The 24,214-nt window shown below is 71.9% G+C and carries 22 protein-coding genes and 1 pseudogene; 9 read left to right on the forward strand and 14 right to left on the reverse strand.

Annotated elements, in window-relative coordinates:
• Positions 1-39: 39 nt before the first annotated feature.
• Positions 40-1,227: a cytochrome P450 gene (locus QSK30_RS21875; protein WP_285505369.1), complete on the forward strand. Its 1,188-nt coding sequence runs from the start codon at positions 40-42 to the stop codon at positions 1,225-1,227.
• On the forward strand, positions 1,224-1,421 hold the full coding sequence (locus tag QSK30_RS21880; protein WP_285505371.1) for a ferredoxin: 198 nt from the start codon (positions 1,224-1,226) through the stop codon (positions 1,419-1,421). The genes QSK30_RS21875 and QSK30_RS21880 overlap by 4 nt, the downstream gene beginning before the upstream one ends.
• A gap of 704 nt (positions 1,422-2,125) precedes the next feature.
• On the opposite strand, the gene QSK30_RS21885 is transcribed toward QSK30_RS21880, so the two are convergent.
• The 4 genes from QSK30_RS21885 to QSK30_RS21900 all read right to left on the reverse strand — a co-directional run bounded on the left by QSK30_RS21885 (position 2,126) and on the right by QSK30_RS21900 (position 7,194).
• Positions 2,126-3,124, reverse strand: a complete 999-nt coding sequence (locus QSK30_RS21885; protein ID WP_285505373.1) for an aldo/keto reductase — start codon at positions 3,122-3,124, stop codon at positions 2,126-2,128.
• The gene (locus QSK30_RS21890; RefSeq protein WP_285505375.1) at positions 3,121-3,624 is read right to left on the reverse strand and encodes an allene oxide cyclase barrel-like domain-containing protein; all 504 of its coding nucleotides are present in this window, start codon (positions 3,622-3,624) and stop codon (positions 3,121-3,123) included. Before QSK30_RS21890 ends, QSK30_RS21885 begins: the two co-directional genes overlap by 4 nt.
• A gap of 68 nt (positions 3,625-3,692) precedes the next feature.
• On the reverse strand, positions 3,693-6,410 hold the full coding sequence (locus QSK30_RS21895; RefSeq protein WP_285505377.1) for a LuxR C-terminal-related transcriptional regulator: 2,718 nt from the start codon (positions 6,408-6,410) through the stop codon (positions 3,693-3,695).
• Positions 6,411-6,594: 184 nt separating this feature from the next.
• A complete protein-coding gene (locus tag QSK30_RS21900) occupies positions 6,595-7,194 on the reverse strand; it encodes a TetR/AcrR family transcriptional regulator (protein ID WP_285505379.1) in 600 nt (199 codons plus the stop codon).
• Positions 7,195-7,318: 124 nt separating this feature from the next.
• Between QSK30_RS21900 and QSK30_RS21905 the strand changes: the two genes are divergently transcribed.
• On the forward strand, positions 7,319-8,809 hold the full coding sequence (locus tag QSK30_RS21905; RefSeq protein ID WP_285505381.1) for an MFS transporter: 1,491 nt from the start codon (positions 7,319-7,321) through the stop codon (positions 8,807-8,809).
• A gap of 62 nt (positions 8,810-8,871) precedes the next feature.
• On the opposite strand, the gene QSK30_RS21910 is transcribed toward QSK30_RS21905, so the two are convergent.
• The gene (locus tag QSK30_RS21910; RefSeq protein WP_285505383.1) at positions 8,872-9,630 is read right to left on the reverse strand and encodes an AfsR/SARP family transcriptional regulator; all 759 of its coding nucleotides are present in this window, start codon (positions 9,628-9,630) and stop codon (positions 8,872-8,874) included.
• Positions 9,631-10,804: 1,174 nt separating this feature from the next.
• Here QSK30_RS21910 and QSK30_RS21915 point away from each other — a divergent pair.
• Positions 10,805-11,437, forward strand: a complete 633-nt coding sequence (locus tag QSK30_RS21915; protein ID WP_285505385.1) for a class I SAM-dependent methyltransferase — start codon at positions 10,805-10,807, stop codon at positions 11,435-11,437.
• Here QSK30_RS21915 and QSK30_RS21920 read toward each other — a convergent pair.
• Complete coding sequence (locus QSK30_RS21920) at positions 11,427-12,146, reverse strand: inositol monophosphatase family protein (RefSeq protein ID WP_285505387.1); 720 nt, start codon at positions 12,144-12,146, stop codon at positions 11,427-11,429. The two genes, QSK30_RS21915 and QSK30_RS21920, sit on opposite strands and share 11 nt — an antisense overlap.
• A 72-nt stretch (positions 12,147-12,218) precedes the next feature.
• Here QSK30_RS21920 and QSK30_RS21925 point away from each other — a divergent pair, with 72 nt between their 5' ends.
• Positions 12,219-13,127: an Lrp/AsnC family transcriptional regulator gene (locus QSK30_RS21925; RefSeq protein ID WP_285505389.1), complete on the forward strand. Its 909-nt coding sequence runs from the start codon at positions 12,219-12,221 to the stop codon at positions 13,125-13,127.
• Between the two features lie 66 nt (positions 13,128-13,193).
• Positions 13,194-13,784 (forward strand): hypothetical protein, encoded by a 591-nt coding sequence (locus QSK30_RS21930; RefSeq protein ID WP_285505391.1) that lies wholly within the window; start codon positions 13,194-13,196, stop codon positions 13,782-13,784.
• Between the two features lie 302 nt (positions 13,785-14,086).
• Here QSK30_RS21930 and QSK30_RS21935 read toward each other — a convergent pair whose 3' ends face one another.
• From QSK30_RS21935 to QSK30_RS21960, 6 genes are all read right to left on the reverse strand, one after another.
• On the reverse strand, positions 14,087-15,034 hold the full coding sequence (locus tag QSK30_RS21935; RefSeq protein WP_285505393.1) for an SDR family NAD(P)-dependent oxidoreductase: 948 nt from the start codon (positions 15,032-15,034) through the stop codon (positions 14,087-14,089).
• Between the two features lie 42 nt (positions 15,035-15,076).
• Entirely contained in the window at positions 15,077-15,841 is a 765-nt protein-coding gene (locus tag QSK30_RS21940) for a class I SAM-dependent methyltransferase (RefSeq protein WP_285505395.1), read from the reverse strand.
• A complete protein-coding gene (locus QSK30_RS21945) occupies positions 15,838-16,977 on the reverse strand; it encodes an MAB_1171c family putative transporter (protein ID WP_285505397.1) in 1,140 nt (379 codons plus the stop codon). Before QSK30_RS21945 ends, QSK30_RS21940 begins: the two co-directional genes overlap by 4 nt.
• Before the next feature lies 1 nt (position 16,978).
• Positions 16,979-17,482 (reverse strand): ImmA/IrrE family metallo-endopeptidase, encoded by a 504-nt coding sequence (locus QSK30_RS21950; RefSeq protein WP_285505399.1) that lies wholly within the window; start codon positions 17,480-17,482, stop codon positions 16,979-16,981.
• A gap of 50 nt (positions 17,483-17,532) precedes the next feature.
• The gene (locus QSK30_RS21955) at positions 17,533-18,003 is read right to left on the reverse strand and encodes a hypothetical protein (protein ID WP_285505400.1); all 471 of its coding nucleotides are present in this window, start codon (positions 18,001-18,003) and stop codon (positions 17,533-17,535) included.
• Between the two features lie 394 nt (positions 18,004-18,397).
• Positions 18,398-19,582, reverse strand: a complete 1,185-nt coding sequence (locus tag QSK30_RS21960; RefSeq protein WP_285505402.1) for a S8 family peptidase — start codon at positions 19,580-19,582, stop codon at positions 18,398-18,400.
• 300 nt (positions 19,583-19,882) lie between these two features.
• Here QSK30_RS21960 and QSK30_RS21965 point away from each other — a divergent pair, with 300 nt between their 5' ends.
• From QSK30_RS21965 to QSK30_RS37175, 3 genes and pseudogenes are all read left to right on the forward strand, one after another.
• Positions 19,883-20,494, forward strand: a complete 612-nt coding sequence (locus tag QSK30_RS21965) for a hypothetical protein (RefSeq protein WP_285505403.1) — start codon at positions 19,883-19,885, stop codon at positions 20,492-20,494.
• 128 nt (positions 20,495-20,622) lie between these two features.
• Positions 20,623-20,824 (forward strand): annotated as a pseudogene (locus QSK30_RS37170) (IS5 family transposase); the annotation flags it as partial.
• Positions 20,816-21,073, forward strand: a complete 258-nt coding sequence (locus QSK30_RS37175) for a hypothetical protein (protein WP_502871864.1) — start codon at positions 20,816-20,818, stop codon at positions 21,071-21,073. The pseudogene QSK30_RS37170 and the gene QSK30_RS37175, both read left to right, overlap by 9 nt.
• A gap of 52 nt (positions 21,074-21,125) precedes the next feature.
• On the opposite strand, the gene QSK30_RS21975 is transcribed toward QSK30_RS37175, so the two are convergent.
• Positions 21,126-22,346, reverse strand: coding sequence for a vanadium-dependent haloperoxidase (locus QSK30_RS21975; protein WP_285505405.1), 1,221 nt, complete (start codon positions 22,344-22,346; stop codon positions 21,126-21,128).
• A 145-nt stretch (positions 22,347-22,491) separates the two neighbouring features.
• Positions 22,492-24,153, reverse strand: a complete 1,662-nt coding sequence (locus tag QSK30_RS21980) for a SulP family inorganic anion transporter (RefSeq protein WP_285505406.1) — start codon at positions 24,151-24,153, stop codon at positions 22,492-22,494.
• Between the last annotated feature and the right edge of the window lie 61 nt (positions 24,154-24,214).

Below are 24,214 nucleotides of genomic sequence, written 5' to 3' on the forward strand. Positions count from 1 at the left end.
AGCAGAGCACGTCGTCGTCTCGCCGAAGGAACCCAGCCCATGAGCGCAGCCCCGCCGTATCCGCAGAAGCGCACCTGCCCGTACGAGCCGCCGGAGGGCTACCGCGCCATCGGCGAGCAGGGCCCGGTGCTCAAGGTGACCCTGTACGACGGTCGGGAGTCGTGGATCGTGACCGGGTACAAGGAGTCCCGGGAGATCCTCACCCACCCGAACCTCTCGTCCCAGCGCACCCACCCGGGTTTCCCCATCGTCGCACCCCGCTTCAAGTCCGGCATCGCGCGCAGCCTGGCGCTGATCGCGATGGACCCCCCGGTGCACGACACCTATCGCCGGTACCTCAACCCGCACTTCAGCCTCCGCCAGGTCCGCAAGATGCGCCCGGAGATCGAACAGGTCGTCGACGGCTTCGTCGACAAGATCGTCGAGACCGGCCCCCCGGCCGACCTGATCAGCCTCCTGGCGATCCCGCTGCCCTCCCTGGTGATCTGCAGGCACCTCGGCGTCCCGTTCTCCGACCACGAGTTCTTCCAGGACGCCAGCGGCAAGGTCATGCTCGGCACCGGCGAGGAGTCGGCCACCGCCGCGCAGTCCCTTGTGGACTACCTGGAGGCCCTGACCGCCGACCAGATCGCCAACCCCACCGACGGCCTCCTCGGCACCCTCGTCCGCGAACGCGTCCAGACCGGCGACATGGGCCACGACGAGCTGGTGTCGATCGCCCTGGTGCTCCTGATCGCCGCGCACGAGACGACCTCGTCGTCCCTGGCCCTGGGCATCATCACGCTCCTCGAACACCCGGACCAGCTCGCCCTGCTCCTCGACGACATCGACCGGCTCCCGGCGGCCATCGAGGAGATCCTCCGCTTCGTCGCCACCACGGACCTGGTAGCCACGCGGGTCGCCAAAGGCGACATAGAGATCGCAGGACACCACATCCGCGAGGGCGACGCTGTACTGGTGTCGGGAACCCTCGCCAACCGCGACACCGCCGTCCACAACGAGGCCGACACTTTCGACATCCTCCGCGAAGACCCCCACCACGTGACGTTCGGCTTCGGCATCCACCAGTGCCTCGGCCAGAACCTGGCCAGACTGGAACTGGAGGTGGCCATGAAGGCCCTCTTCACCCGCCTCCCCAAACTCCGCTTGGCCAAGCCGGTCTCCGAACTCCCCATCCTCGGCTCCGGCACCGTCCAGCGAGTCCTAGAGCTGCCGGTGGAGTGGTGACGTTGCACGTGGCAGTGGACCGGGACGTGTGCATCAGCGCGGGCAGATGCCTGGCCACAGCCCCGGACGTCTTCGACCAGGACGACGAGGAAGGCCTGGCCCTGGTGGTCCGCCAGCCGACCGGTGACGAGGAAAAGCTGGTCCGCAAGGCCGAATACCTGTGCCCGGCAGCAGCAATCCATCTGTCCAACTAGGACAGTAAGAAGCTAGAGCACGCACGCAAGAGGAGGGGCGGACCACCCGGTCCGCCCCTCCTCACGCCACCACCACCCAACCGCAGCGGACAAGTCAACCCCGCTGGCACACAACAAGATCCCGTCCCCGAGCTGGCACCGCAGCGGAAGGGCGCCCCCGCCGCCCATCAAACCGTAGCGGTTAGGCCGACCCCGCTGGTACGCAAGTCCCGTTACGGATGCTCGATCTGGTGGACTTGCTTCGTGTGGGGGGAGAGTGCCGCTAAACTTGCCGTGGGTGGGGATGCCCTTACCCTGCCCTTTTCTCTCCACCGCGGTGCTCTAGGGGCCCCACACGAAGCGAGTTCACTAGATCGAGCCCCCATCTTTTCCTCGGGCAGCCCCAACGATGAGCGGCCCGTGGCGTCGACCCCACGACGCCACCCGAAACGACGAGCCCAAGTAAGAGCAGGCTCGATTGGCTGGACTGCCTTCGCGTGGGGCCCCTAGGCGACCGCGTGGGGAAAAGCGTGGGGAGAAGGGCATCCCCACCACAGGTCAAGTTTAGCGGTCGCCTCCCCCCACACGAAGGCAGTCCACCCAATCGAGCACAAACGTAACGGGTCTTGCGTACCAGCGGGCTCGGCTTCTAAAGACTGAAGAACCGAGAACTGAGAGAGATGAAGAACTGAGAGCCAGGAGCCAGGAGTCAGAGGTCCGGTTCCCTACAGCCCGATGAAGCTCATGCTGTGCTCGTTCCACCGTTCCCCGGCCACGTCCCCCGCAGGCACCGCCGCCTCGATCGCCGCCAGCTCCGGTGCCGACAACCCCAGGAAAGCGGCGTCGACGTTCTCCTCCAGGTTCCCCCTTCGCCTGGTCCCCGGGATGGGCACGACGTCCGGCCCCCGGTGGTGCAGCCAAGCCAACGCCCACTGTGCCGCCGTCAACCCGCGTGCCCCGGCCAGGGCCGCGACCCGGTCGACCAGCGCGAGGTTCGTCGCCAGGTTGTCCGGGAGGAATCGAGGCTGTGCGATTCGTCGGAAGTCGTTTTCCCCCAGCACGTCCACCGTTCGGATGGACCCGCTCAGAAAGCCGCGCCCCAACGGCGCGTACGGCACGATCGCGATCCCCAGTTCCCGGCACACCGGGGCGATGGACTGCTCGATGTCGCGTGACCACAGGGACCACTCGGTCTGCAGCGCCGCCACCGGGTGGACCGCGTGTGCCCGTCGGATCGTGGTGACGCCCGCCTCCGACAGGCCGTACTCGCGGATCTTGCCCGCGTGCACGAGGTCGGCCAGTGCGCCCACCGTCTCCTCGATCTCCACCGAGGTGTCGACCCGGGTCAAGTAGAAGAGATCGATGTGGTCGACCCCGAGTCGGCGCAGCGATGCCTCGCAGGAGGATCGCACGTACTCGGCGTCGCCCCGGATCCCCACGCCCACACCGGGTCCCGGTCGCTGCACGCCGAACTTGGTGGCCACCACGGCCGTGTCGCGCCGGTCGGCGATCGCCTTGCCGATCAGTTCCTCGTTGGCCCCGAAGGCGTAGACGTCGGCCGTGTCGAGCAGGGTCACGCCCAGTTCGAGGGCGCGGTGGATGGTCCGCAGTGACTCGGCCTCGTCGGTCGGGCCGTAGAACTCGGTCATGCCGAGGCAGCCCAGGCCCTGGGCGCCGACGGTGAGCGAGCCGATCTGCCTGCTGGGCAGCTTCGTCAGGGTCATGGCAGCGAGGGCCGGTACAGGACGATGGCGGACTCGTAGGTGTCGTGCGTCTCCTTCTGCAGCGGTCGGAAGGTCCGGTAGCCGATGGCGCCGCGCAGCGGTCCGTCGACCACGACGGCCGGGAACGACGCCCACTCGCCCGCGGTGAGCCTGCTGTCGTCCACCAGGCCGCCCGCGCGGATGACGTTGCCGTCGTCCAGGGTGATCTCTTCGCCGAAGTAGGCGAGGAAACTCCCGTTGTCCTGCTTGTAGAGCATCCGTCCGGCGCCGTTGGTGACGCCCAGCCGGACGCCGTCCGGGCCGGAGATCTCCAGGCGGACCTTGGCGAAGTCCTGCTCGGTCGGGGTGGTGCCGGTCGGGTCCGGGTTGGTGGACTCGTAGTCGACGACCTTCTCGGTCAGGTCCCGCAGGATGAGCGCGGTCGCCGGGTCGGCGAGGCCGCCCGCGTGGTCGGACTCGGTGCGCGGTGGTACGGCGAAGCCGTCGAGCAGCACTGTCATGTCGCCTCCAGGGACTCGGTGGCCCGAAGCTAGGGCGCGCCGCTCACGCGCTTCTAAACAGCGACCACCTACCCGCCGCTCTGCGTCAGCGCGAGCGCGAGCTCCACCTGCGAGCGCACCCCGGTCTTGCGGTAGATCCGGGTGAGGTGCACGTCGACCGTGCGCGTGCTGATGTCGAGCCGGTCGGCGATCTCCTTGCGCTTCATGCCCGCCCGGATCAGCAGCGCGATCTCCCGCTCCCGACGCGTGAGGTCGACCAGCACGGCCACCTCCGGCTCCGCCGCGCCCTCCGGCTGCACCCGGCTCTCGAACCAGTCGGCCAGGGTCAGCGCGCCGTGCCTGCGGGCGATCTCGTGCGCGAGCGCCGCGTGGTCGCGGGCGTGCGCGTGCCTGCCCAACGGCTCCAGCACGGCGGCCGCGTGGCCGAGCGCGTACGCCTGCTCGATCGCCATGCTCGCCCCCGCGTACGCGCCCGCGGCTCGCTCGTAGCACTCCGCCGCCTCGCTGGTCCGCCCCTGCGCGCGCGCCGCGTGCCCATCCGCCAGTTCGGCGCAGGCGAGGTTGTAGGGCAACGGGTTCGCCAACGCCTGCGCCCGGCTGCGGGCGGCCCACTCGGGCACCCGGGGGTCCTCGGCGTCGGCGCCCGCCGCGCACAGCAGCTCCCAGAAGGAGCCGCGGTGGTTGGCCGGTATCCCCAGCAGGTCGGCGCCCTTGCCCTCGTTGAGCACCAGGGTGACGCAGTGCGCGGCGTCGCCGTCGAGCCAGGTGCACCGGGCCAGCGCCAGTGCCGCGATCGCCGCGCTGCCGTTGACGCTGGACTCGGCCACCGGCTGCTGCGCCATCGCCTGCTGGGCCAGCACCTTCGCCCGACCGCTGCCGGGCGGCTGCAACCACACCTCGGCGAGCGACTTGAGCGCGGTCGCCTGCGCGTGCCGGTGGGAGTTGCCGGTGCCCGACTCGACGATCGCCGAGTCGGCCGAGTGGCAGGCCTGCTGGAGCAACCCCAGGTGCCGCTCGGACTCGCTGAGCAGCACTAGCAGCGTGGGCAGCAGGAAGGTCTGACCGCGCTGGTGCACGACGTTGACCCCGCGCGCCAGGTGCCTGCGGGCGTCGACGTAGCGGCCGAGGTACACATCCGCCAGGCCCACGATCATCAGCGCCGCCGGGCTCGCCGCCACGGTGTGCTCGGGGGAGCGGTCCAGCAGCCTGCCCGCGGCGGTCGCGTCCGCGACCGCGCCCAGCACGTCGCCCCCCGCTACCGTGTCGAGCGACCGCGCGCCCAGCAGCCCGGCCGCGGTCACCAGGTCGCCGTGCTCGTAGGCCAGGCGCAGCGCGGTGTCGGTGCGCTCGCGGTCGCCGACCCGGCCCAGCATGCTCGTGCGGATGTGCTGGGCCAGCACGAGCCGCGGCCAGATCGCCGGGTCGCGCGGGCGCCCGGCGCGCAGCTGCTCGGTGAGCAGGTCGACGGTCTGCACGTCGTGCCCCAGCATGGTCTCCACCACCGAGACGAACGCGATCTGCTCGGCCAGCTCGCGCGGGTCGGCGCGGCCGGACTCGTGCACCACGAACAGCAGCTCGCGGCTCTCCGCCAGCCTGCCCACCTGCCCGAGCGCCCCGCTCAGCGCCGTGCGCGCGCGCAACCCGACGTCGGTGGTGGCGGGCGCCTCGGCGATCACCGTGGTCAGCCACGAGATCGCCACCGCCACGTCACTGGCGATGATCTCCGCCGCGGCCGCCAGGATCCGCTCCAGCTCGCTCTCCCTGGCCCGGGAGAGGGAGTGCACGAGGTGGAAGCCCAGCTCCCGCTCGCCGGCGCCGCGCGAGGTGAGCCGGTTGATCGCGCGCTGGTGCGCCTTCACCGCCCAGCACGGGTCGATGCTGCGGTGCAGCAGCGTGCCGAACACCTCGTCGCGGATGCACAGCTGGTCCCCGCCGGGGTCGCTGCGCACCAGGTCGCGCCGCCCCAGCGAGCCCACGGCCGCGGTGGCGACCCGCAGGTCCACCTCGGCGACCTCGGCGAGCAGCTCGGCGTCGAACCGGGCGCGCAGCACGGCGGCGGCGTGCAGGACGTACCGCTCGTTGATCGTCAGGTCTCGGGTCTCGCGCAGCACGGCGAGCTCGAACGGCGCGGCGGGCGCGTCGGTGCCTAATCGGGCGCACTCGTGCAACGCCTGCAACGCCTGGAGGTGGAACGGGTTCCCCCGGCTGCGCCCGCGCACGGCGCGCGTGGCCGAGGACGCCGACACGGCCAACAGCTGCTCGTCGGTCATCGGGCCCAGCTCGACCCGGACGCAGTGCCCGTACGCCGACCCCACCGCGATCGCCTCGGCCAGCTCGACCGGGGTCTGCCTGCCGCGCAACGAGATCACCACGTCGGCCAGCGGGGGAGTGTGCCCCAGCGCCATCTCGCGCAGCTCGGCCAGGGTGCGCTCGTCGGCCAGGTGCACGTCGTCGAGCACGACCAGCTCGCGCGGGGGGCGGCGGGCCCGCAGCCGGGACACCTGGTTGCCCTGCTCGCCCGCCCGGTGCCGGGCCCGGCGCACCATCGTGCGCACGGCGTCGATCGCGCACTCCTGCCTGCGCCGCGAGCACTGGTAGACCGTGGCCGGGTTCGCGCTCCACCGCCGGTCCTTGGCCACCGCGGAGAGCAGGTGCGTCTTGCCCGCGCCGGGGTCGCCGACCACGGCGATCACCCGGCCCGGCGCGAGCGGGTCGTGGACCGCGTCCAGCAGCAGCCGCAGCTCGGCCGCGCGCGCCACGTCGGTGTCGTCCTCGTGCTGGTTCATGCCGTGCCCGATCCCCCTTGGAGCGTGCGGACAAGGCGGCGCTGCCATGCCGGTACCGCAGGGTCGAGCGCCCGGCCGTGTTCGGATCGGACGTCTCGACTGGACACCCCAACTCCACTTGGCGGCCCCGGGGTTGTCAATCGGCGTCCGCATGCCGATACGTGCCCTGACCGGTGGTTGCGCCTCAGGGCCCCGCCGTGCGGACCGCGATGCCCTCGATCACCAGCTCGATGAACCGCTCGGTCTCGTCCTTGCCCGCGCGGGTCGTCTCGCGGACCCACGCGGCGCCGCTGAGCAGCCCGAACAGCTCGTCGGCGGTCAGGTCGGCGCGCACCTCGCCCGCGCGCTGGGCGGCGCGCAGCAGGTCGGCGCCGCTGGTGTGCATGGCCGCGCACATGGCGTGCGACGGCGTCCCCTCGTCGTACATGCTCTGGGCCAGGATGCCGACCAGGCCGCGGAACGTGCTGAAGTGCACTACGGCGTGCCGCATCCAGTCGGTCAGCGCGGTCAGCGGCGCCAGCCGGTCGGCGACGTCGCGGGCGTGGCTCACCAGCACCTCGAGCCCGTCGCGGGTGGCCGCCTCGACCAGCGTGGCCCGGGTGGGGAAGTGCCGGTAAAGGGTGCCGATGGCCACGCCCGCCTCGTGCGCGATGTCCTCCAGCGAGGCGTCGGACCCGTGCTCGGCGAACGCCGTGCGCGCCGCGACCAGCAGCGCGTCGTAGTTGCGCCGCCCGTCCGCGCGCTTGGGCCGCTGGGCGATCTGCGGCACCGGTGTCTCAGCCATGGGACCTCCTTGACTAATCGAGGCAGCCTCAGGTTAACTGGCCGCGCCAACCTGAGGTGGTCTCACCCTAGCAGGGCGGCGTGGTCGACCGGTCTGGCCGATCTTCTGGCGATGGAGGAGACGAATGAGCACCGAGACCAACCCGGGAGCGCCTGACCAGGCGGATCCGGCGGTGGAGACCACGGCAGCCGCCGAGGTCACCGAGGTCACCGAGGCGGCCGAGCCGGGCACCGAGCCCGCCGCCGACGCGGGCGGCAGGTGGGGGCTCGCGCTGGCCGCGATCGTCGGCGCGGAGTTCATGCTGCAGCTCGACGGCACCGTGGTGAACGTGGCGCTGCCGACGCTGCAGACCGACCTCGGCCTGGACGTGCCGACCGCCTCCTGGGTGCCCAACGGGTTCCTGCTCGCCTTCGGCGCGCTGCTGCTGTTCAGCGGCAGGCTCGGCGACTCGATCGGGCACCGCCGGGTGTTCGCCGGCGGCATCGCGCTGGTGACGCTGGCCTCGCTGGTCGCGGGCCTGGCGCAGAACGTGCCGACCCTGCTGGTCGGCCGGGTGCTGCAGGGCGCGGGCGCGGCCCTGGCCGGACCGGCGGGCCTGGCGCTGCTGGCCACCGCGTTCTCCGGTGAGCGCCAGCAGCGGGCCTTCGGCCTGTACTCCACGGTCACCGGCCTGGGCGCCGCCGCGGGCATGGTGCTCGGCGGCGTCCTCACCTCGGTGGGCGACTGGCGCTGGAGCCTGCTGGTCAACGTCCCGATCGGACTGGTCATCCTGGCGGTCGCCGCCCGCACGCTCGGCCTGCGCGGCGACAGCACCAACTCCCGCTCGCTCGGCCTGCCCAGCGCGGCGCTGGCCACCGGATCGCTGGTGCTGCTGGTGTTCGGCCTGGTCGGCGCGGCCAAGACCGGCTGGACCTCGACCTCGGCGCTGCTCCCGCTGGCCGCGGGCGTGGTGTTGGCCGTGGTGCTGGTCCTCGTCGACCGACGCGCCGCCGACCCGCTGCTGCCCGGCCGGATCTTCGCCGACCGCGCCCGTGCCGCGTCGTTCGTGAGCCTGGTGCTGCTGGCCGCCGTGCTCACCGGTTTCCTGCTGTACCTGGTGCAGTACCTGCAGAACTCGCTGCACCTGTCCCCGCTCAAGGCCGGTCTGGCGATCCTGCCGTTCGGCCTGGCCCTGCTGGCGATCATCCAGTTCGTCACGCCCCGGCTGGCCAAGGTCGACCTGAAGGTGCGCGGCGTCGCGGGCCTGGTGCTGGTGCTCGCCGGGGTCGCCTGGCTCAGCGCGCTGGACGCCTCGAGCACCTACGCGACCGGCGTGCTGCCGCAGATCGTCCTGCTCGGCTTCGGCGTCGGCCTGGCCATCGTGCCGATCAACATGATCATCCTGACCACCAGCGCGCCCGAGGACACCGGTATCACCGCGGGCCTGCTGCAGACCAGCCTCACCATCGGCGGCGTTCTCGGCGTCGCGGTGCTGCTGATCCCGTTCACCAGTGGCACCGGCGTGCCCGCCGACACCATCGGCGGCCTGTTCGGGTGGACCGTGGTGATCACCGCGGCGGCCCTGCTGGTGGTCGTCGCGGGCTGGTTCGCGCCTAAGCGCGCCGAACAGGCCTGATCACCCACCGCGAAGGGCCCGGTAGCGGCGGCTACCGGGCCCTTCTGCGTGTCTGGGCTCGCTCAGCCCGCGAGCGAGTACCCCCGGTCGGCGTTGAGGATCGCCGACTGCAACCGCCGCATGGTCTCCCGGGGCTCGAGCCCGAGCTCCTCCCGCAACACCCGCCGCGCGGTGTGGAACACCGCGAGCGCCTCGGCCCGCCTGCCACTGCGGTGCAGCGCCAACATGAGCTGCTCGCGGAACGCCTCGTGCAGCGGGTACTCGTCGACCCACTGCGCCAGGTCCTCGATCACCTCGCGGTGCCTGCCGGTCTCCAGCGAGCACCAGGCGATCGACTCCAGGCAGCGCAACCGAACCTCCTCGGCCCACCGCGCGAACCCACCGACGATGAGCCCGTTGCGGATCCCGGCCAGCACCGGGCCCCGGAAGAGCCCGGCCGCCCGGCTCAGCGCCCCCAACGCCGCCAACGGGTCGGCGTCGAGCAGCACCCGCCCCTCGGCGTGCGCGGCCTGCAGCGCGGCAACGTCCACTTGCGACGGTTCAACCGCCATCACGTACCCCTGCCCGTGCGTGCGCAGCACGGCCGGGTCCACCCCGATCCCGTCGAACCGCTTGCGCAGCCGGGAAACATAGACGTGCAACGCCGCCCGCACCCGACGTGGCGGGTGCTCACCCCAGAGCTCGGTGATCAGCTCGTCGGCGGGCACCACCTGGTTGGCCCGAATCAGCAGCGTGGCCAGCAGCGCCTCGATCTTCGGTGCCGTGATCGTCATCGTGGTGTCACCCACCACCTGCAACGGGCCCAGCAACTGATACCTCACGGGTAGCCTCCGGCAGTCCGATGTGCGCCTAGCGGAACTTGATCCGCGACGATTCTGGCCGGCCCGCCCCGGGCGGCACATCAGCGGAAACACCTACGTCCACGATGTGGGTACGTACTCCCCGTGCGCCCACGATGACGCTAGGTTCCCGAGCCCCGCTAAACCATCCCCTAACCGACTGACACCCCCCTGACCACCCAGTGGAACACCCACCGCCCCCGGTTGACCACCGCCCACTCCCCGCCCCGGCCTTTGGCCCCTGCTTCCTGCTCCTCGGTTTCCTGCCCCCACCACACAACAGCCCCCGGCTCCGCCCCCACGCAGTCTCTTCCCGGTTGAACCCAGCCACCCACCCCCGCCCCCCACCCCAGCCACCCGCCCACCCGCCCACCCACCCACCCAGCCAGTCAGCCCCCCAACCCAGGCCCCCCAACCGCACCACCCCCACAACCGCACGCGGGCAACCGTCCTGCTCGATGGGGTGGTGTGGCTTTGTTTGGGGAGAAAAGAGGCGCTAGCCTGGCCCAGGCGGTGGGTATCCCTTTCCCACCCGCTCTACCCACTGCGCCTCTTTTCTTAGGGGCCCCAAACAAAGCCACACCACCCCATCGAGCCCACCGCACAAGCCCCCGCGCCCGCGGGCCGCGGGAAACCCCGCGGTCGCGGAAACCCCTCGGGTCGCGGGAACCCCGGGCGTCGCGGCAACCCCGGGCGGGGCGAGCGGCTGGGCAGGTGTGCTCGATGCGGTGGATTGGCTTTGTTCGGGGCCCCTAAGAAAAGAGGCGCCGTGGGTAGAGCGGGTGGGAAAGGGATCACCCACGCCGGAACCAGGCTAGCGCCTCTTTTCTCCCCGAACAAAGCCAATCCACCGCATCGAGCAGTTGGCACCTCGCCCCCAGTTGGATGGCACTCACCACAACCCAGCCCAGCCGGGGCCGGCCCCATCCCAGCCCACTCGGCCCAGTTCAGCCCGCTCCCATCTCAGCCAAACCTGGCCCGCCCCAGCCGAACGCTCCGCGCCGCCCGCCCACCCGCCCCGGCGCCACCCAGTCCTCCCGCACCACCCCCATCCCAGCCAGCGCGCAGGTGATGGCTTCGCGGCGATCTCGTTGCCTGTCGGTGAAAGATCAGTTGCCCGGTCCGCGTGCCGTTGTCGGCCTGGGACACTGGTTCCATGTCCGAACTCGTCGACGACATCACGCTGGGCACGCTGTCCGTGGTGGCCAACAACGCCATGAACCGGACCCGCGACCTGGCCGCCTACCGCCGTGCGCTGCGGATCGACCCCGTGGCCGAGCTCGGTCCGGCGGGTTGGTTGGACCTGTGTTGCGGCAGCGGGCGCGCGCTCGTCGAGGCCGCCCGGCCCGGTCGCAGGTTGGTCGGTGTGGACCTGGTCGACTTCTTCGCGCCGCGTCCGCCGGAGGTGGAGTTCCACGTCGCGGGGCTCGCCGACTGGGCTCCGGAGGCGCCGTTCGACCTGATCACCTGCGTGCACGGGTTGCACTACATCGGCGACAAGCTCGGTGTCCTGGCCCGGATCGCCCAGTGGCTCACCCCGGACGGCGTGTTCGTCGCCGACTTCGACGCCGCCGGTGTCCGGGGGCCGGACGGCCGGTCGCTGGGCAGGCACCTCACCTCCGCCCTGCTCGCGGCGGGCTTCACCTACGACGCGGGCACGAAGCGGATCTCCCGGCGCGGGTACGCCGAGGTCGAGTTCCCGTTCACCTACCTCGGCGCGGACCCGGACGCCGGCCGGAACTACACCGGCCAGGAGGCCGTGGCCGCGCACTACGCCATCAACGGCTGAGCACCCGCACCACCTCCGCGTGCACCCCAGGCGCCGCCGCCAGGAAGCTGTCCTCGGTCGCGCTCCACGGTCCACCGGACACCGTCGACACCCGCGCGCCCGCCTCCCGGGCCACCAGCGCGGCGCCCGCCAGGTTCTCCGCGTCCCGGCCGAACTCCCAGAACACGTCGACCCGCCCGGCCGCGACCTCCGCCACCTGCCACGAGGTCGGGGCCAGGCCGCGCACGGCGCCCGCCGCCGCGAGCATCCCGGGCAGCGCGTGCCCGGCCGCCGCGAACGCCTCTGGTTGCTGGTCCGGCGGGAACGCCGTCGTCGCCAACGCCGCTGCCAGGGACGTCTTCGCCGACGGTGTGATCACCCGCCCGTCCCGCCGAGCGCCCTGCCCGCGCGCGGCCGAGTAGGTCTCGCCGAGCAAGGGGGAGTGCAGGACCGCCAGTTCAGGTTCCCCGTCGCGCACGAGCGCGACCGTCACGCACCACTGTGGAAGGCCGTGCAGGTATTGCACGGCGCCGTCCATCGGGTCGACCGTCCACTCGTCCGCCGACGGTCCCAGCGCGGTCAGTTCGTCCCGCAGGCGCGCCGAGAGCGGTTCGTCCAGTTCGGTGAACGCCGCCCACAGCCCCTCCAGGGTCACCGGCGGCGTCTCGGGTCCGCGACGCGGGATGTCGGCGGCGACCCGTTCCACGATCTCGATCACTGAGTTCAGCATGCCGATAAGCCTGCCGAGCCCACCGGCGTCCTATGCTCACCATCACGCCAGGATGAGCGGAACAGGACACCCATGACCGCGATGTTGTCGGAACTGGACCAGCGCGTCGCATCGGCGCTCCAGGTCGACGGCCGTGCGGGCCCGGGCCGGATCGCCGACGCGCTCGGGGTGTCCGCCCGGACCGTGGCCCGCAGCCTGACCCGTCTCGCCGGGACGGTGCGCGTCGTCCGCGTCCCGGACGCCCGACACGGCCTGCGCGGCGCCACGCTGCTGCGTGTGCGGGTCTTGCGCGGCCGGGTCGAGGTGCTGGCCGACGCCCTCGCCAAGCGGCCGGAGGTCCTCTTCGTCGACGTGCTCGCCGGTGGCGAGGAGATCAGCGCGGTCGCCCTGGGCGGCACCCCGCCACTGCCCACCGGCCAGGCCGTCACCGCTGTCCAGGCCCTCGCGGTCATGCACGTGTTCTCCGACGCCGCCGACTGGCGCACCGGCCTGCTCACCGCCGACGAGGTCGGCGCCCTCACCCCGCCACCGGCCACCGCCGAGCACACCCCGGACCGGTTGGACCTGCTGATCCTCGACGCCCTCACCGACGACGCCCGCACTGGCCCAGCCGAGCTCGCCGCGGCGGTCGGGGCACCCGAGTCCACCACCCGCCGCCGCGTCGACCGCCTCGCCGCCGCGGGCCTGGTGCGCACGTGCGTCGTGGCCGACCCGCGCGCGTTCGGGTTCCACGTGGACGCCAACGTCTGGCTGACAGTCCCACCCGGACGCCTCGACGAACTGGGCAAAGCGCTGGCGCGCAACACATCCGTGCACGGCGTCCTCGCCACGACCGGCGCGACGAACCTGATGGCCGCCGTCTTCTGCCGCGACCTGCCCGACCTCTACCGGTTCGTCACCGGCCTCACCGACGTGCCCGCCGCGGAGGTCACCGTGGTCGGCAGCGCCGTCAAACGAGCGGGAAAGCGGCACTCCCCGTGAGCCGCGCGACGCCAATCACGTACGATCCGTCGTCCGCCATGCCAATCAGCAGAATGAGTAACCGCCATGCAGGACAGCCTTGAGTCCCTCCGCGCGGACCTGACCGCGCCCGATGCCGCGTGGACGAGGCTCCCGCACGCCTACGGCACCGCGGTGGACACCCCGGCACACCTGCTGGCCCTGCTCGGCGACGACCTCGCCGCCCAGGCCGCCGCGGTGGACCACTTCGGCTCCGCGATCGTGCACCAGTCCACCATCTGGCCCTCCAGCGCCGACGCCTTCGGTTTCCTGATCAGGGTCCTGACCCTGGTCCCCCTCCCCGAACAGACCATGGTCGGCTGCCTGCACGCCCTGGCCGAGGCGGGCGAACAGGCGGGCGAGGTCGACGACACCGAACCGGTCCCCGACCTGTCCACCGAGGCCCAAGCCTGGCTGAACAGCTTCGGCTCGGCAGACGAGGCCGAACAGGAGGAACTGTGGGAGGACTTCCTCGGCTCCGACCTCGACGACGAGGTCTACCGCTGGCAACTCATCCGCTGCGCCCGCCTGCGCCCAGCCCTCACCGACGCACTCTCCACCGTCCGCCAGGCCACCCGCTCCCCAGAAATGGCCGAGGCCGTCGGCGCCGTCCGCTCCACCTGGGCCATCGACGGCTGACCACCGACAGCCACGCCTTTAGTCCCTAATCTCTTTCAATTCTCTAGAATCTCTTAGATTTCTAAAGCCGCGCCCGCTGGTACGCAACGCCCGTTACGCCAGTGCTCGATTGGGTGGACTGCCTTCGTGTGGGGGGAGAGCACCGCTAAACTTGACCGGTGGTGGGGATGCCCTTCACCCGCCCTTTTTTCACCACCGCGGTGCTCTAGGGGCCCCACGCGAAGGCAGTCCGGCCAATCGAGCCCCGCTCTTACTCGGGCAGCTCATACGGACGGGCGAGCACGCCGGGCGAGCACGCCGGGCTAAACGGAGAACGCATCCACCCCAGTCAGCTCACCCGACAGCGCCCACAACCGCCGAGCCTCCTCCACATCCACCGCGTACTCCTTGACCCCCACCCGTTCCCCCTCAGGCGCCAGCTCCGCGACCTCACAATCCTCGCAATAAACCCCACCCACCCCGTCCAACAGCCCGGAAGTGGCCGCCCAAACCTGGGTCGCGGCCCCCTGCTCCGGCGTCTTGAACGTCATCAACGGCGTCCCGTCGGCGTCGAACCACCCGGCGTCCAACTGCTCCTGCCGCGGGATGTGCCGGGCGAGGTTCGTCCAGATCACCCCGGGGTGCACCGAGAACGCCCGCACCCCGCGGTCCGCCAGCCGGTCCAGCCACAGTGCGAACAAGATGTTCGCCGTCTTGGACTGCCCGTAGGCCTCCCACTTCTCATACCCGGTCGCGAAGTGCGGGTCGTCCCACCGGATCGCCGACGCGTGGTGCCCCCGCGAGGAGACCGCCACGATCCGCGCCCCCGGCGCGACCGCGGGCCACAACCGGTTCACCAGGGCGAAGTGGCCCAGGTGGTTGGTGGCGAACTGCAACTCCCACCCCGGCCCCACCCGCGTCTCCGGGCACGCCATCACCCCCGCGCTGGCGATCACCAGGTCGATGCCGCGCCCGCTTGCCAGGAACCGCTCGGCGAACCCCCGAACGCTCTCCAGGTCGGCCAGGTCCAACTCGTCGACCTCGACGCCGTCGATGCCCGCCAACGCCTCCTCGGCCTCCGCGCGCCTGCGCGCGGGCACGACGACCCGGGCCCCGGCCGCCGTCAGCGCCCTCGTCGTCTCGAGCCCGATCCCCGAGTAGCCCCCGGTCACGATCGCGAGCTTCCCGCTCAGGTCGATCCCGTCGAGGACCTCGGTCGCCGTGCTCGTCGCCCCGAACCCGGAGCCGATCTTCCGCTGTGCTGTGGTCACACCCCGACGCTATGCCCTGGAGCGCGCTCCAGGGCAAGCCCGTCAGCCCGGACGCCTGCCCCACGCCGAGATGGTCACCTGTGGGATGTCGACGAACCCCGGATCGGCCAGCAGCCGGTGGAACTCCTCGAGGTCCGCCCGCGTCACCGCGCCCGTGGCCAGCAGGCCCGGCGCGACCTGGTCGATCAGCGGTCGCCACCGGTCGGCGCCCAGGTTGCCCATGCAGGCGAGCTTCCCGGCGAACCCGACCGACGTCAGCCCGGCCCCGGACAGCAGCGACGGCACGCTTCGCGACCAGGTCAGGTCCGCGCCGTGGCCGGCGTAGACCTGCTTGTACACAGCCAAGATCTTCGCCACGACCGGGAACGGCGAGGTCTCTTCCGCCAACTGGAAGGGATCGGTCACCACCAGCCACCCACCCGGCTTGAGCCACCGCGCCGCGCGGGCGACCAGCGCGTCCCGGGACGGCAGGTGGCACAGCACGAACCGCGCGTGCACCAGGTCGAACGAGCCCGGTTCGAACCCGGGGTCGGTGATGTCGGCCTCGACCACCTCGACCCGGTCGGCGTCCAGGTGCCGCGGGTCGAGGTCGACGGCCACCACCCGACCGGCCGGGCACCGCTCGGCCAGCCAGTACGCGATCGATCCCGCCCCGGCCCCCAGCTCGAGGCACGACCAGTCCGCCCGCGGCCCCAACCCCTGGAGGATCCCCGTGCTGAAGTCGTCCACAGAGGACTGGATGGAGTCGAGCCGGGCGCGCTCGCCCGGGGTGCCGCCGCCGAGCAGGCTCTCGGCGTAGGCGCTCACGCGTCCGCCCCCGCCGTGACCGCCGCCACCAGCGGTGACTGCCGGGCCGCGGCCAGCTTCTCCAGGAACGCCAGCTCACCGGACCACTGGTCCTCGGCGCCGTCGGAGGGCGGCGCCGCCGTCGCGGCCACCGGTTCGACCCCGCGCGCCTTGGCCGCCTCGGCGATCGGCAGCCAGCAGGCCGTCGTGTACGCCTCCACCCACGCCGGGTCCGGCTCGGCCGCCAGGACCTGCGCCCTGGCCCGTGCCACGGTCTCGTCGTCGACGTAGTCGCGCAGGATCAGCAGCGCGTCGCGGATCTCGATCACCCGCCGGTAGAGCCGCAGGTCCACCGAGGCGAACCGGGTGCCCGGCGTGGCCAGCCGCACGTGCGGCACGACCCCGACCAGGCTCGTCCACAACGGCCCGAGGCCGCGCAGCGCCCGCAGCGCCTTCGCCTGCCGCGCGCCCTGGGCGAGCACCGAGGCCATCATCGCCGCCACCATCAGCCACGCGGTGATCCCGATGCACAGCGGGAAGGCCGCGCCCAGCCACGGCGAGTGCGTCAGCAGGTAGCCCAGGACCACGACCGACCAGAAGATCGTCGAGGAGGTGAACCCGGCCGCCAGCAGCCGCAGGCCGACCCGCAGCGACACCGTGCTCGCCTGCCGCGCGTAGCGGGCGCACAGGATCGCGCAGGGCAGCACCGCAACCACGTGCGCGGTGCACAGCAGCCACCAGAACGGGCTGTACCAGGGGACCGCGATCGAGGTGACGCAGCCCGCCGCGGGCGAGCCGGTGTTCAGCGCGACCAGCCCGACGCAGACCAGCGCGGCGGTCCCGTACACCGGCAGCGGTCGGCGCCGGGAGATGGCCGCCAGCACGAAGTCGAGGATGAACGCGGAGCTGATCACGCCCCAGATGTTCATCGCGATCCCGCAGCTCTGCCCCAGCACGTACGTGCGGTTGAGCACCTGGGTGATCGGGTCGAGGTAGACGGTGATCGAGGCCGCCAGGCCCGCCACCGCGATCAGCAGCCGCCGCTGCGGTCGCGAGCGCAGCGCGCCGGGGGTGCGCAGCAGCAGCGCCGCCCACAGCGCGATCGCGCCCGCGAGCACGACGGTGGAACCGAGATCGTGCAGGGACTTCGTGGTCATCTCACCTGCTCCAGAGCCCGAGTGCGGCCTCCAGCTCGCTCAGCGCCCCGGTGGAGCCGCCGGGCGCCTGGGTCTGCGCGGCGGTGCGGATCAAGCTGGCCACCAGTTCGGCCTCCTGTTCCTCGTCGGTGGAGTAGCTGGTGCGGGCCAGCAGCCTGCGCACCAGCGCGGGGGAGAGGTCGGGCAGGAAGCGGCCGAGCTCGGCGGCGATGTCGAGCGGGCCGCCGCGGTGGTCGCAGAGCATGTGCCCGATCTCGTGCAGCACGATGTGGTCGCGGTGGAACGGGGTGGTGTTCGCCTCGACGAAGATCACGTCGCGGGTGTCGAGCTGCAGCCAGGCCCCGCAGGCGTTGACGGTCAGCCCGGCGGGCAGGGTGCCGATGTCGATCGGCCTGCCGCGCCGCTCGGCGAGCCCGCGCACCAGCGCGGTCACCGAGAACGGGCGGGGCAGTGCCAGCTCGGCGACCAGTGCGCGGCACCGGCGGTAGCCGCGTCGTGTGATCATGTCGTAGCCGACACCTCCGTTCGGGCATCTGCGGAACCGCGGACGGCCGATCACCCGCTCTCGTCCGGCTCGCGCCGGGCCGTGTCCGCGCTGGGACCCAGTCGTTCGATCCGCCGGGCCTCGGTGACCATCACCAGCAGGGCGTCGAGCGTATCGTCCGAGAGCCCCTCGGCCCGCAGCGCGATCGATCGGACCTTCTGGTTGCGCAGCGCGGTCACCAGCTCCAGCTGGGCGTCGACGCGCGAGGTGACCACGTCGTCGAGGAAGTACTCCGGCGGGACGCCGAAGAACTCGGCCAGCGTGGCCAGCGTGTCCTGGGTGATGTTGCGCTTGCGGCCGCTGGCCAGCTCCCACAGGTAGGTCGCCGACATCGGCTTGCCGGTCTGCTCCCGGATCCGCGCGGCGAGCTTCGCGTAGCCGGGCCGGTCCGCGGGGTCGGGGTAGAGCCGGTCCCGCAGGTGGTTGATCTTCTCGGCCAGCACACCGTCGGCGACCTCGTGCTTGCGCTGCTCCGGGTCCATCGCGGTGTTCCTCACCTCAGGCTCGGGCGGTGGCTCGTCCACTGCGGCGGACGCCTCGCGTCGCGACCCATTGTGGATCACGCACCGGGCCGTTGACAAACCTCGGCACCGGTGGCCTATTGTCGGGGAAGACCCATCCGCTCAAGCGGACGGTTGCTGCGGCCCCGGGGGGTTCTCAGCAGCCGGCATGCCCCCGCGTCGTGCGGATCGGGTCCAAGCCCGCTATCGTCTGCTTGGCGCGCGCCCTCCAGCGACCCCCAGGCTGTCGAGGGCGCCGCCTTTTCTCTCCAGTGCGCACACCGCCCCCCGATCACCTGATCGGGGGGCGGTGCTGTGCGGCTGTGCGGTTGTCCGTGCTGTGGTTGCCCGTGCGGGCCCGCTACCGGTACCGGTGTCAGTTGCCGACGTAGAGCAGGTTGTTCGCGCTGCCCTTCGGGTCGGTCACCTTGTTCTTGGTCGCCTTGGCCACCAGCGCGTCGCGCACCTGGGCCGGGGTGCCCGAGGCGCTGGACAGGTACAGCGCCGCGCCGCCGACCACGTGCGGGGTGGCCATCGACGTGCCGCTGATGGTCTTGATCGCGGTGTCGCTGTCCTTCCACGCCGAGGTGATGTCCTGGCCCGGTGCCCAGATGTCCAGGACGGCGCCGTAGTTGGAGAAGCTGGCCCGCGCGTCGGTCTTGGTGGTGGCGCCGACCGTGATGGCCTCCTTCACCCGGGCGGGGGAGGTGCTACCCGCGTCGGTGTTGGAGTTGCCCGCCGCGACACCGTAGGTGACACCGGCGGCGATCGAGTTGCGCACCGCGGTGTCCACCGAGGTGTTCGCGCCGCCGCCGAGGCTCAGGTTCGCCACGGCCTTCTTGCCGCGGGCGTCGTTGGTCACCCAGTCGACGCCCTTGACCACACCGGCCAGCGTGCCGCTGCCGTTGTTGTCCAGCACCCGGACCGCGACGATGCTGACCTTCTTGGCCACGCCGTACTTGGTGCCGCCGATGGTGCCCGAGACGTGCGTGCCGTGGCCGTTGCCGTCCTGGGCGACGCTGTCGTTGTCGATGAAGTCGTAGCCGTTGCGCGCCCGGCCGCCGAACTCCGAGTGCGAGATCCGCACCCCGGTGTCGATCACGTACGCGGTGACCCCGGCGCCCTCGTTGGGGTAGGTGTAGGAGTTGTCCAGCGGCAGGTTGCGCTGGTCGATCCGGTCGAGCCCCCACGACGGCGGGTTCGGCTGGGTGCCCTCCACCCGCACGACCTGGTCCTGCTGGACGTAGGCGACCGACGGGTCCGCGGCGACCCGGCGGGCCTGCCGCTCGGTCAGCCTCGCGGCGTACCCGTTGAGCGCGGCGGAGTAGGTGTAGGTGACGGTCCCCTCGAACCGGGCGGCGTGCTCGGCGGCGGCCGCGTGCACGGCCCCGTCCTTGAACACCACCAGGTAGGAGCCCGACACGGCCTGCCCGGTCGCGGCGAGGACGGTGCCCTCGGCGGCCTGGGCGGTGGTGCCGAGCCCGAGCGCGGTGGCCAACGAGGCGACGACTGCGGTGGCCCCGAGCAGGGTACGGCCGGTGCGCGGCGCGTTCTTCGACATGCGTGCCCTTTCTCTGGTGTGGGCGGGGGCGGTGCCTGGATGCCCGTCGCCCTGCGTATCGACGTTAGGGGCTGAAGATCATGTCGACACCCGGGTGATTTTCCCGATTGCCACCCGGTGTTCCGCACAGCTGCCTTGTCCAGGCAAGATGTCCGTTTCGTTGCGGGAAAGTGGTTCCCGGGACACCGAATACCGGACCGCGGTACGGAATCCCCTTCTCCGAGTGGACACTGGTGGGTAGGATTCCCGCGCACGCAAGGCATTGGTGGATGTTCCTTTCAGTCGCGCGATACTGGGCCCGTGAGTGAACTCGACCGGGCCACCGCGCGACTGCTGGAGGTGTTCCCCGGCCCATTGCCCGCCGAAGTGGACGGCTGCCCGTGCTGCGTCAGCGCGGAAGACCGCGCGGGGTTGGCGGCCGGGAGCCCGGCCGCGCTGGACCGCTTCGCGCACAAGGCGATGACGACCTGGGGTGGCGTGGACGACTTCCGCGCCTACCTGCCCGAGTTGGCGGTGGCGGCGGACCTGGACTCACTGCTGGCCAAGCTCTCCTACGCGCGGTGGACCCGGTGGGCCGCGGTGGAACGCGACGCGGTGCGGGACTTCCTGTTGGCCCGTGGGCGATCGGGTCCCGTGTCGGACCTGGACGACCTGGCCCGGTTCGGCCTCGAGGCGGCCTCGCTGCTGGACCACCTGCGGGCCGATCCCACGGACCAGGCGCTGCGGCGGATCGCCGAGGTGGTCACGCGGGTGCTGTCCGCCCGGCAACGCGACCCGGGCGTGGTGGCCTGGCTGCTCGACCCGCGCACGGCGGCGGCCCTGGAGGACGGCTTCTTCCGCGCGGACGCCGAAACGGCCGCCGTGCTGTCGGCGGCCGTGGACGAGCTGGAGTTGTTGCGGAGCACGACCTAGGGCCTGTCCTCAAAGCTGGTGTGGGTGATCTGCTGTGTTCCGCGCCATCTGTTCCTAACTGCGCCTACGGCACATCCCGGCGACTATTCCCGAACGCCGGGACCAACAAGCCAACCGGCTGCGCCGCGGTCGATTCCAGCATCGTGCGGGCGCATCGGCACGCCGCCGGCGCTCGCCGTGCCCCGGCGCCCCACACAGGGGGCGAGCGAATCCCGCGGCGGGCAGAGCGAGCCATCTGATCATGCCATCGGCCGGTCCCGTGGCGGAGTCACTACCAAGATCCACCTCGCCTGCGACGGCCACGGACGGCCGCTGTCGATCGTGCTGACCTACCTGCGCCGAGGGCACATCCCGGCGACGATTCCCGAACGCCGGGACCGGCAAGCCAACCGGCTGCGCCGCGGCCGGGCCGGTGGCCGCCCACCGGCCTTCGACCGTGTCGCCCACCGGCGCCGCGATATCGTCGAACGCTGCTTCAACCGCCTCAAGCAGTTCCGCGCCATCGCCACCCGCTTCGCCAAGACCCCCACCTCCTACCGAGGACTGATCGACCTGGCCACCCTGCTTCTCCGGCTTTGAAGACACGACCTAGCGGGCGGCGATGGCCCGTCGACCACCGCCGCCCGCGGGCTCAGCGCAGCAAGTGGTCGAACGCGGCGATGTCGTGCCGGGCCACCGCGCGGCCGACGCGCACGCCCACCTCGTCGGCGGTGCGGGTGTGGATACCCGACCACACGCGGGCGTTGACGTTGTCCCGGGTGAGCTCGCCCCACGCACCGTACTGGAAGGTCAGGCCCGGGGCCGTCGGGCTGGTGAGGGCGAACGCCGCGCGCGGGCGCGGGCCCGCCGCGTCGGTCAGCACCTGCTCGGCGAAGCCCGCGTAGGTGGCGTGACCGCTGGGGTAGTCCGGGTGCGCGGGGGTGACGTGCAGCGGCGTCCACGACGGGTCGGGATCGACCGCGCCGGTGCGGATAGCGGTGACCGGGCGCCAGGCAACGTAGGCGTACTTGGCGTCCGAGGTGGCTATCTGGGTGTCCACCGCGACCACGTTGAACACCGCGACGAACCGCACGCGCTCGGCCAACGGCGCCCGCGACTCGGCGAGGGCGGCGCGGACCGGTGTCACGTACGCGGGCTGCGATCCCTGGTACCAGAAGGAAGCCACGTCGGTCTGGGACTGGGTGCGCACGGTGCTGGTGGCCGAGCCGTACGCGCGGACCTCGGCCAGATCGCGCAGCGCGACCGCGGAGCCCACCGCGGGCGGCGGTCCGGGGCGGAACTGGTCGGCCCGGCGCAGCAGGAACGGCCGCGCCGCCCGGTTGCCCGCCTGGATCCCGGGGGAGTAGGCGGGCGGGGTCGGCTGCCACACCCCGGGCGCGGGCGCGGGGGTGGGGAACGGCGCGTTGACCGATGCCGGGTCGAGCCCGTCGTTCGCCCGCTCGGCGACCGCGGCCTCGGCTCGGGCCCGGCCCTCGGCCAGACCGCGGGACTTGGCCTGGCCGTCGGGCACGCGCGCCAACGTGGTCGCCAGCGCCGAGTCCAGTTCGGCGGTCTGCGCGGGGACCAGGCGCACCAGCGCGTCGTGCACGGCCGCGGCCACCGCCGCGTCGCTGAACGCGCCCCTCGGCGCGTGCCGCACCGCACGGGTCGCCGCGAGCCAGCTGATGGCCCAGGTGCGGTTGTTGGTGATCTGGGTCGGCGCGCCCGCCGCGGCCAACGTCCGCGCGGTGACGTCGTACCACTCCAGCGCGACGTCGACCTGACGCGCGCTCGCGGGAACCTCCTGCACGGCCACGGCCGCCGCGGCGACGGTCACGACCGCCGCGATCCGGCTGACTGTCCGATGTCGCATGGGAACTCCGATGCTCGGTGAAAGATCACCGATAGGGACTCACGGCACCGCCCACCCTGTCCACCGGGTCCACGGACTGGGTGCCGCTGCGCTCCGGCGCGCGGCACTGGTATCGCAGGGGATGGCCCAGTTCGCGCTGTTGCTATCAGATCTGCTCAGCGCGCGACCGGTAGGCACCCACGGCGGTGGGCAACGTCGCGTAGATCCGTTCGGCGCCCAGCCGCTCCGCGAACCCGGCCGCCACCAACACATCCCGCAGTTCCTGCTTCACCCGCGCCATCGCCACCACGATCCCCCGTCCGGTCAGCTCCGCGCGCAGGTCCTCCAACGCGTCCACCGCGGTGATGTCGATCTCCGTGTTGGCCTCGGCGTTCAGCACGAACCACTCGACCGGCCACGGCGCCTCGTCGACCGCGCGCAACGCCCGCGTGCGGAAGTCCTCGGCGTTGGCGAAGAACAGCGGCGCGTCGTAGCGGTACACCAGCAGCCCGGGTTCCAGGACCGCGCCGGGGTGGTCGTCGACATCGTGCATCCCGGCGATGCCGGGCACGGTCCCCAGCACGCCGTCGTGCGGGTGCGCCACCCGCCGCAGCAAGTCCAGGATGGACAGTCCGATCGCGACCAGCACGCCGTAGAGCACGTCCAGCACGACCACCGCCGCGGTCGTGCTCAGCGCCAGCACCAGCTCGCTGCGCCGGAAACCGGCCAACCGCCGGAACTGCGCCAGGTCCACCAAGCGCAGTGCCGCGTAGACGACCAGCGCCCCCAGCGCCGCCGTCGGGAACACCGCGAGCACCGGCCTGCCGAACAGCAGCGCCACCAGTACCGTGGCCAGCGCCACCAGTGAGTACGCCTGCGACCGGCTGCCCATCGCGTCGCCGATCACGGTCCGGCTCCCGCTGCTGCTCACCGGGAAACCGCCGGTCAGGCCGGTCGCGGTGTTCACCGCGCCGAGGGCCAGCAGCTCGCGGTTCGCGTTCACCCGGTAGCCGTTGCGGGCGCCGAACGAGCGGGCCGTGAGCATGTTGTCCGAGTAGCCCACGATCGCCACTCCGACCGCGGGCAGCACCAGGTCGACGAGGTCGGCGAGTCGCACGTCCGGCACGCCGACCGAGGGCAGGCCCGCCGGGATCTCCCCGACCACCACGATCCCGTGCTGCCGCAACGAGAACACCGCGGTGACCGTCGTGGCGAGCAGGACGGCGAGCAGCGGCACCGGAGCCTTGGGGAGCAGCCTGCTCAGCACCAGTAGGAACGCCAGCGTGCCCGTCGCCAGCAGCAGGGTTGGCGCGTGGACCGAGCCGATGCCGCTGACGAACGACCGGAGGTCCGCGAGGGTGGAGTCGCCGCGCACGCGCACGCCGGTGACCTTGCCCAGCTGGCTCACGATCATGATCAGCGCGACGCCCGCGAGGTAGCCGGTCAGCACCGGTTTGGACAGCAGCTCGGCCAGGAACCCGAGGCGCGCCAGGCGGCCCAGCAGGCACAGCAGCCCGACCAGCAGGGCGAGGGCGGCGGCCAGCGCGGCGTAGCGGCCCGCGTTCCCGGCGGCCAGCGGGGCGACCACGATCATGGTCATCAGCGCCGTGGTCGACTCCGGCCCCACCGACAGCTGCGGCGAGGACCCGACCAGGGCGTACACCAGCAGCGCCACCACGATCGTCCACAGCCCGGCCACCGCGGGCAGGCCGGCGACCTCGGCGTAGGCCATGACCTGCGGGATCAGGTACGCCGCCACCGTGACACCGGCGAGCACGTCCGCGCGCACCGGCCCGCGCAGCCCCGTGGGCACCCATCGACCGCTCATGGGGCGTGAGCGTAAGCGGTTCTCGGACAGCCCACCGCAGACCGCCCACGGTATGCCGCAC

Source organism: Actinokineospora sp. NBRC 105648 (assembly GCF_030269645.1).
Taxonomy (GTDB): Bacteria; Actinomycetota; Actinomycetes; order Mycobacteriales; family Pseudonocardiaceae; genus Actinokineospora.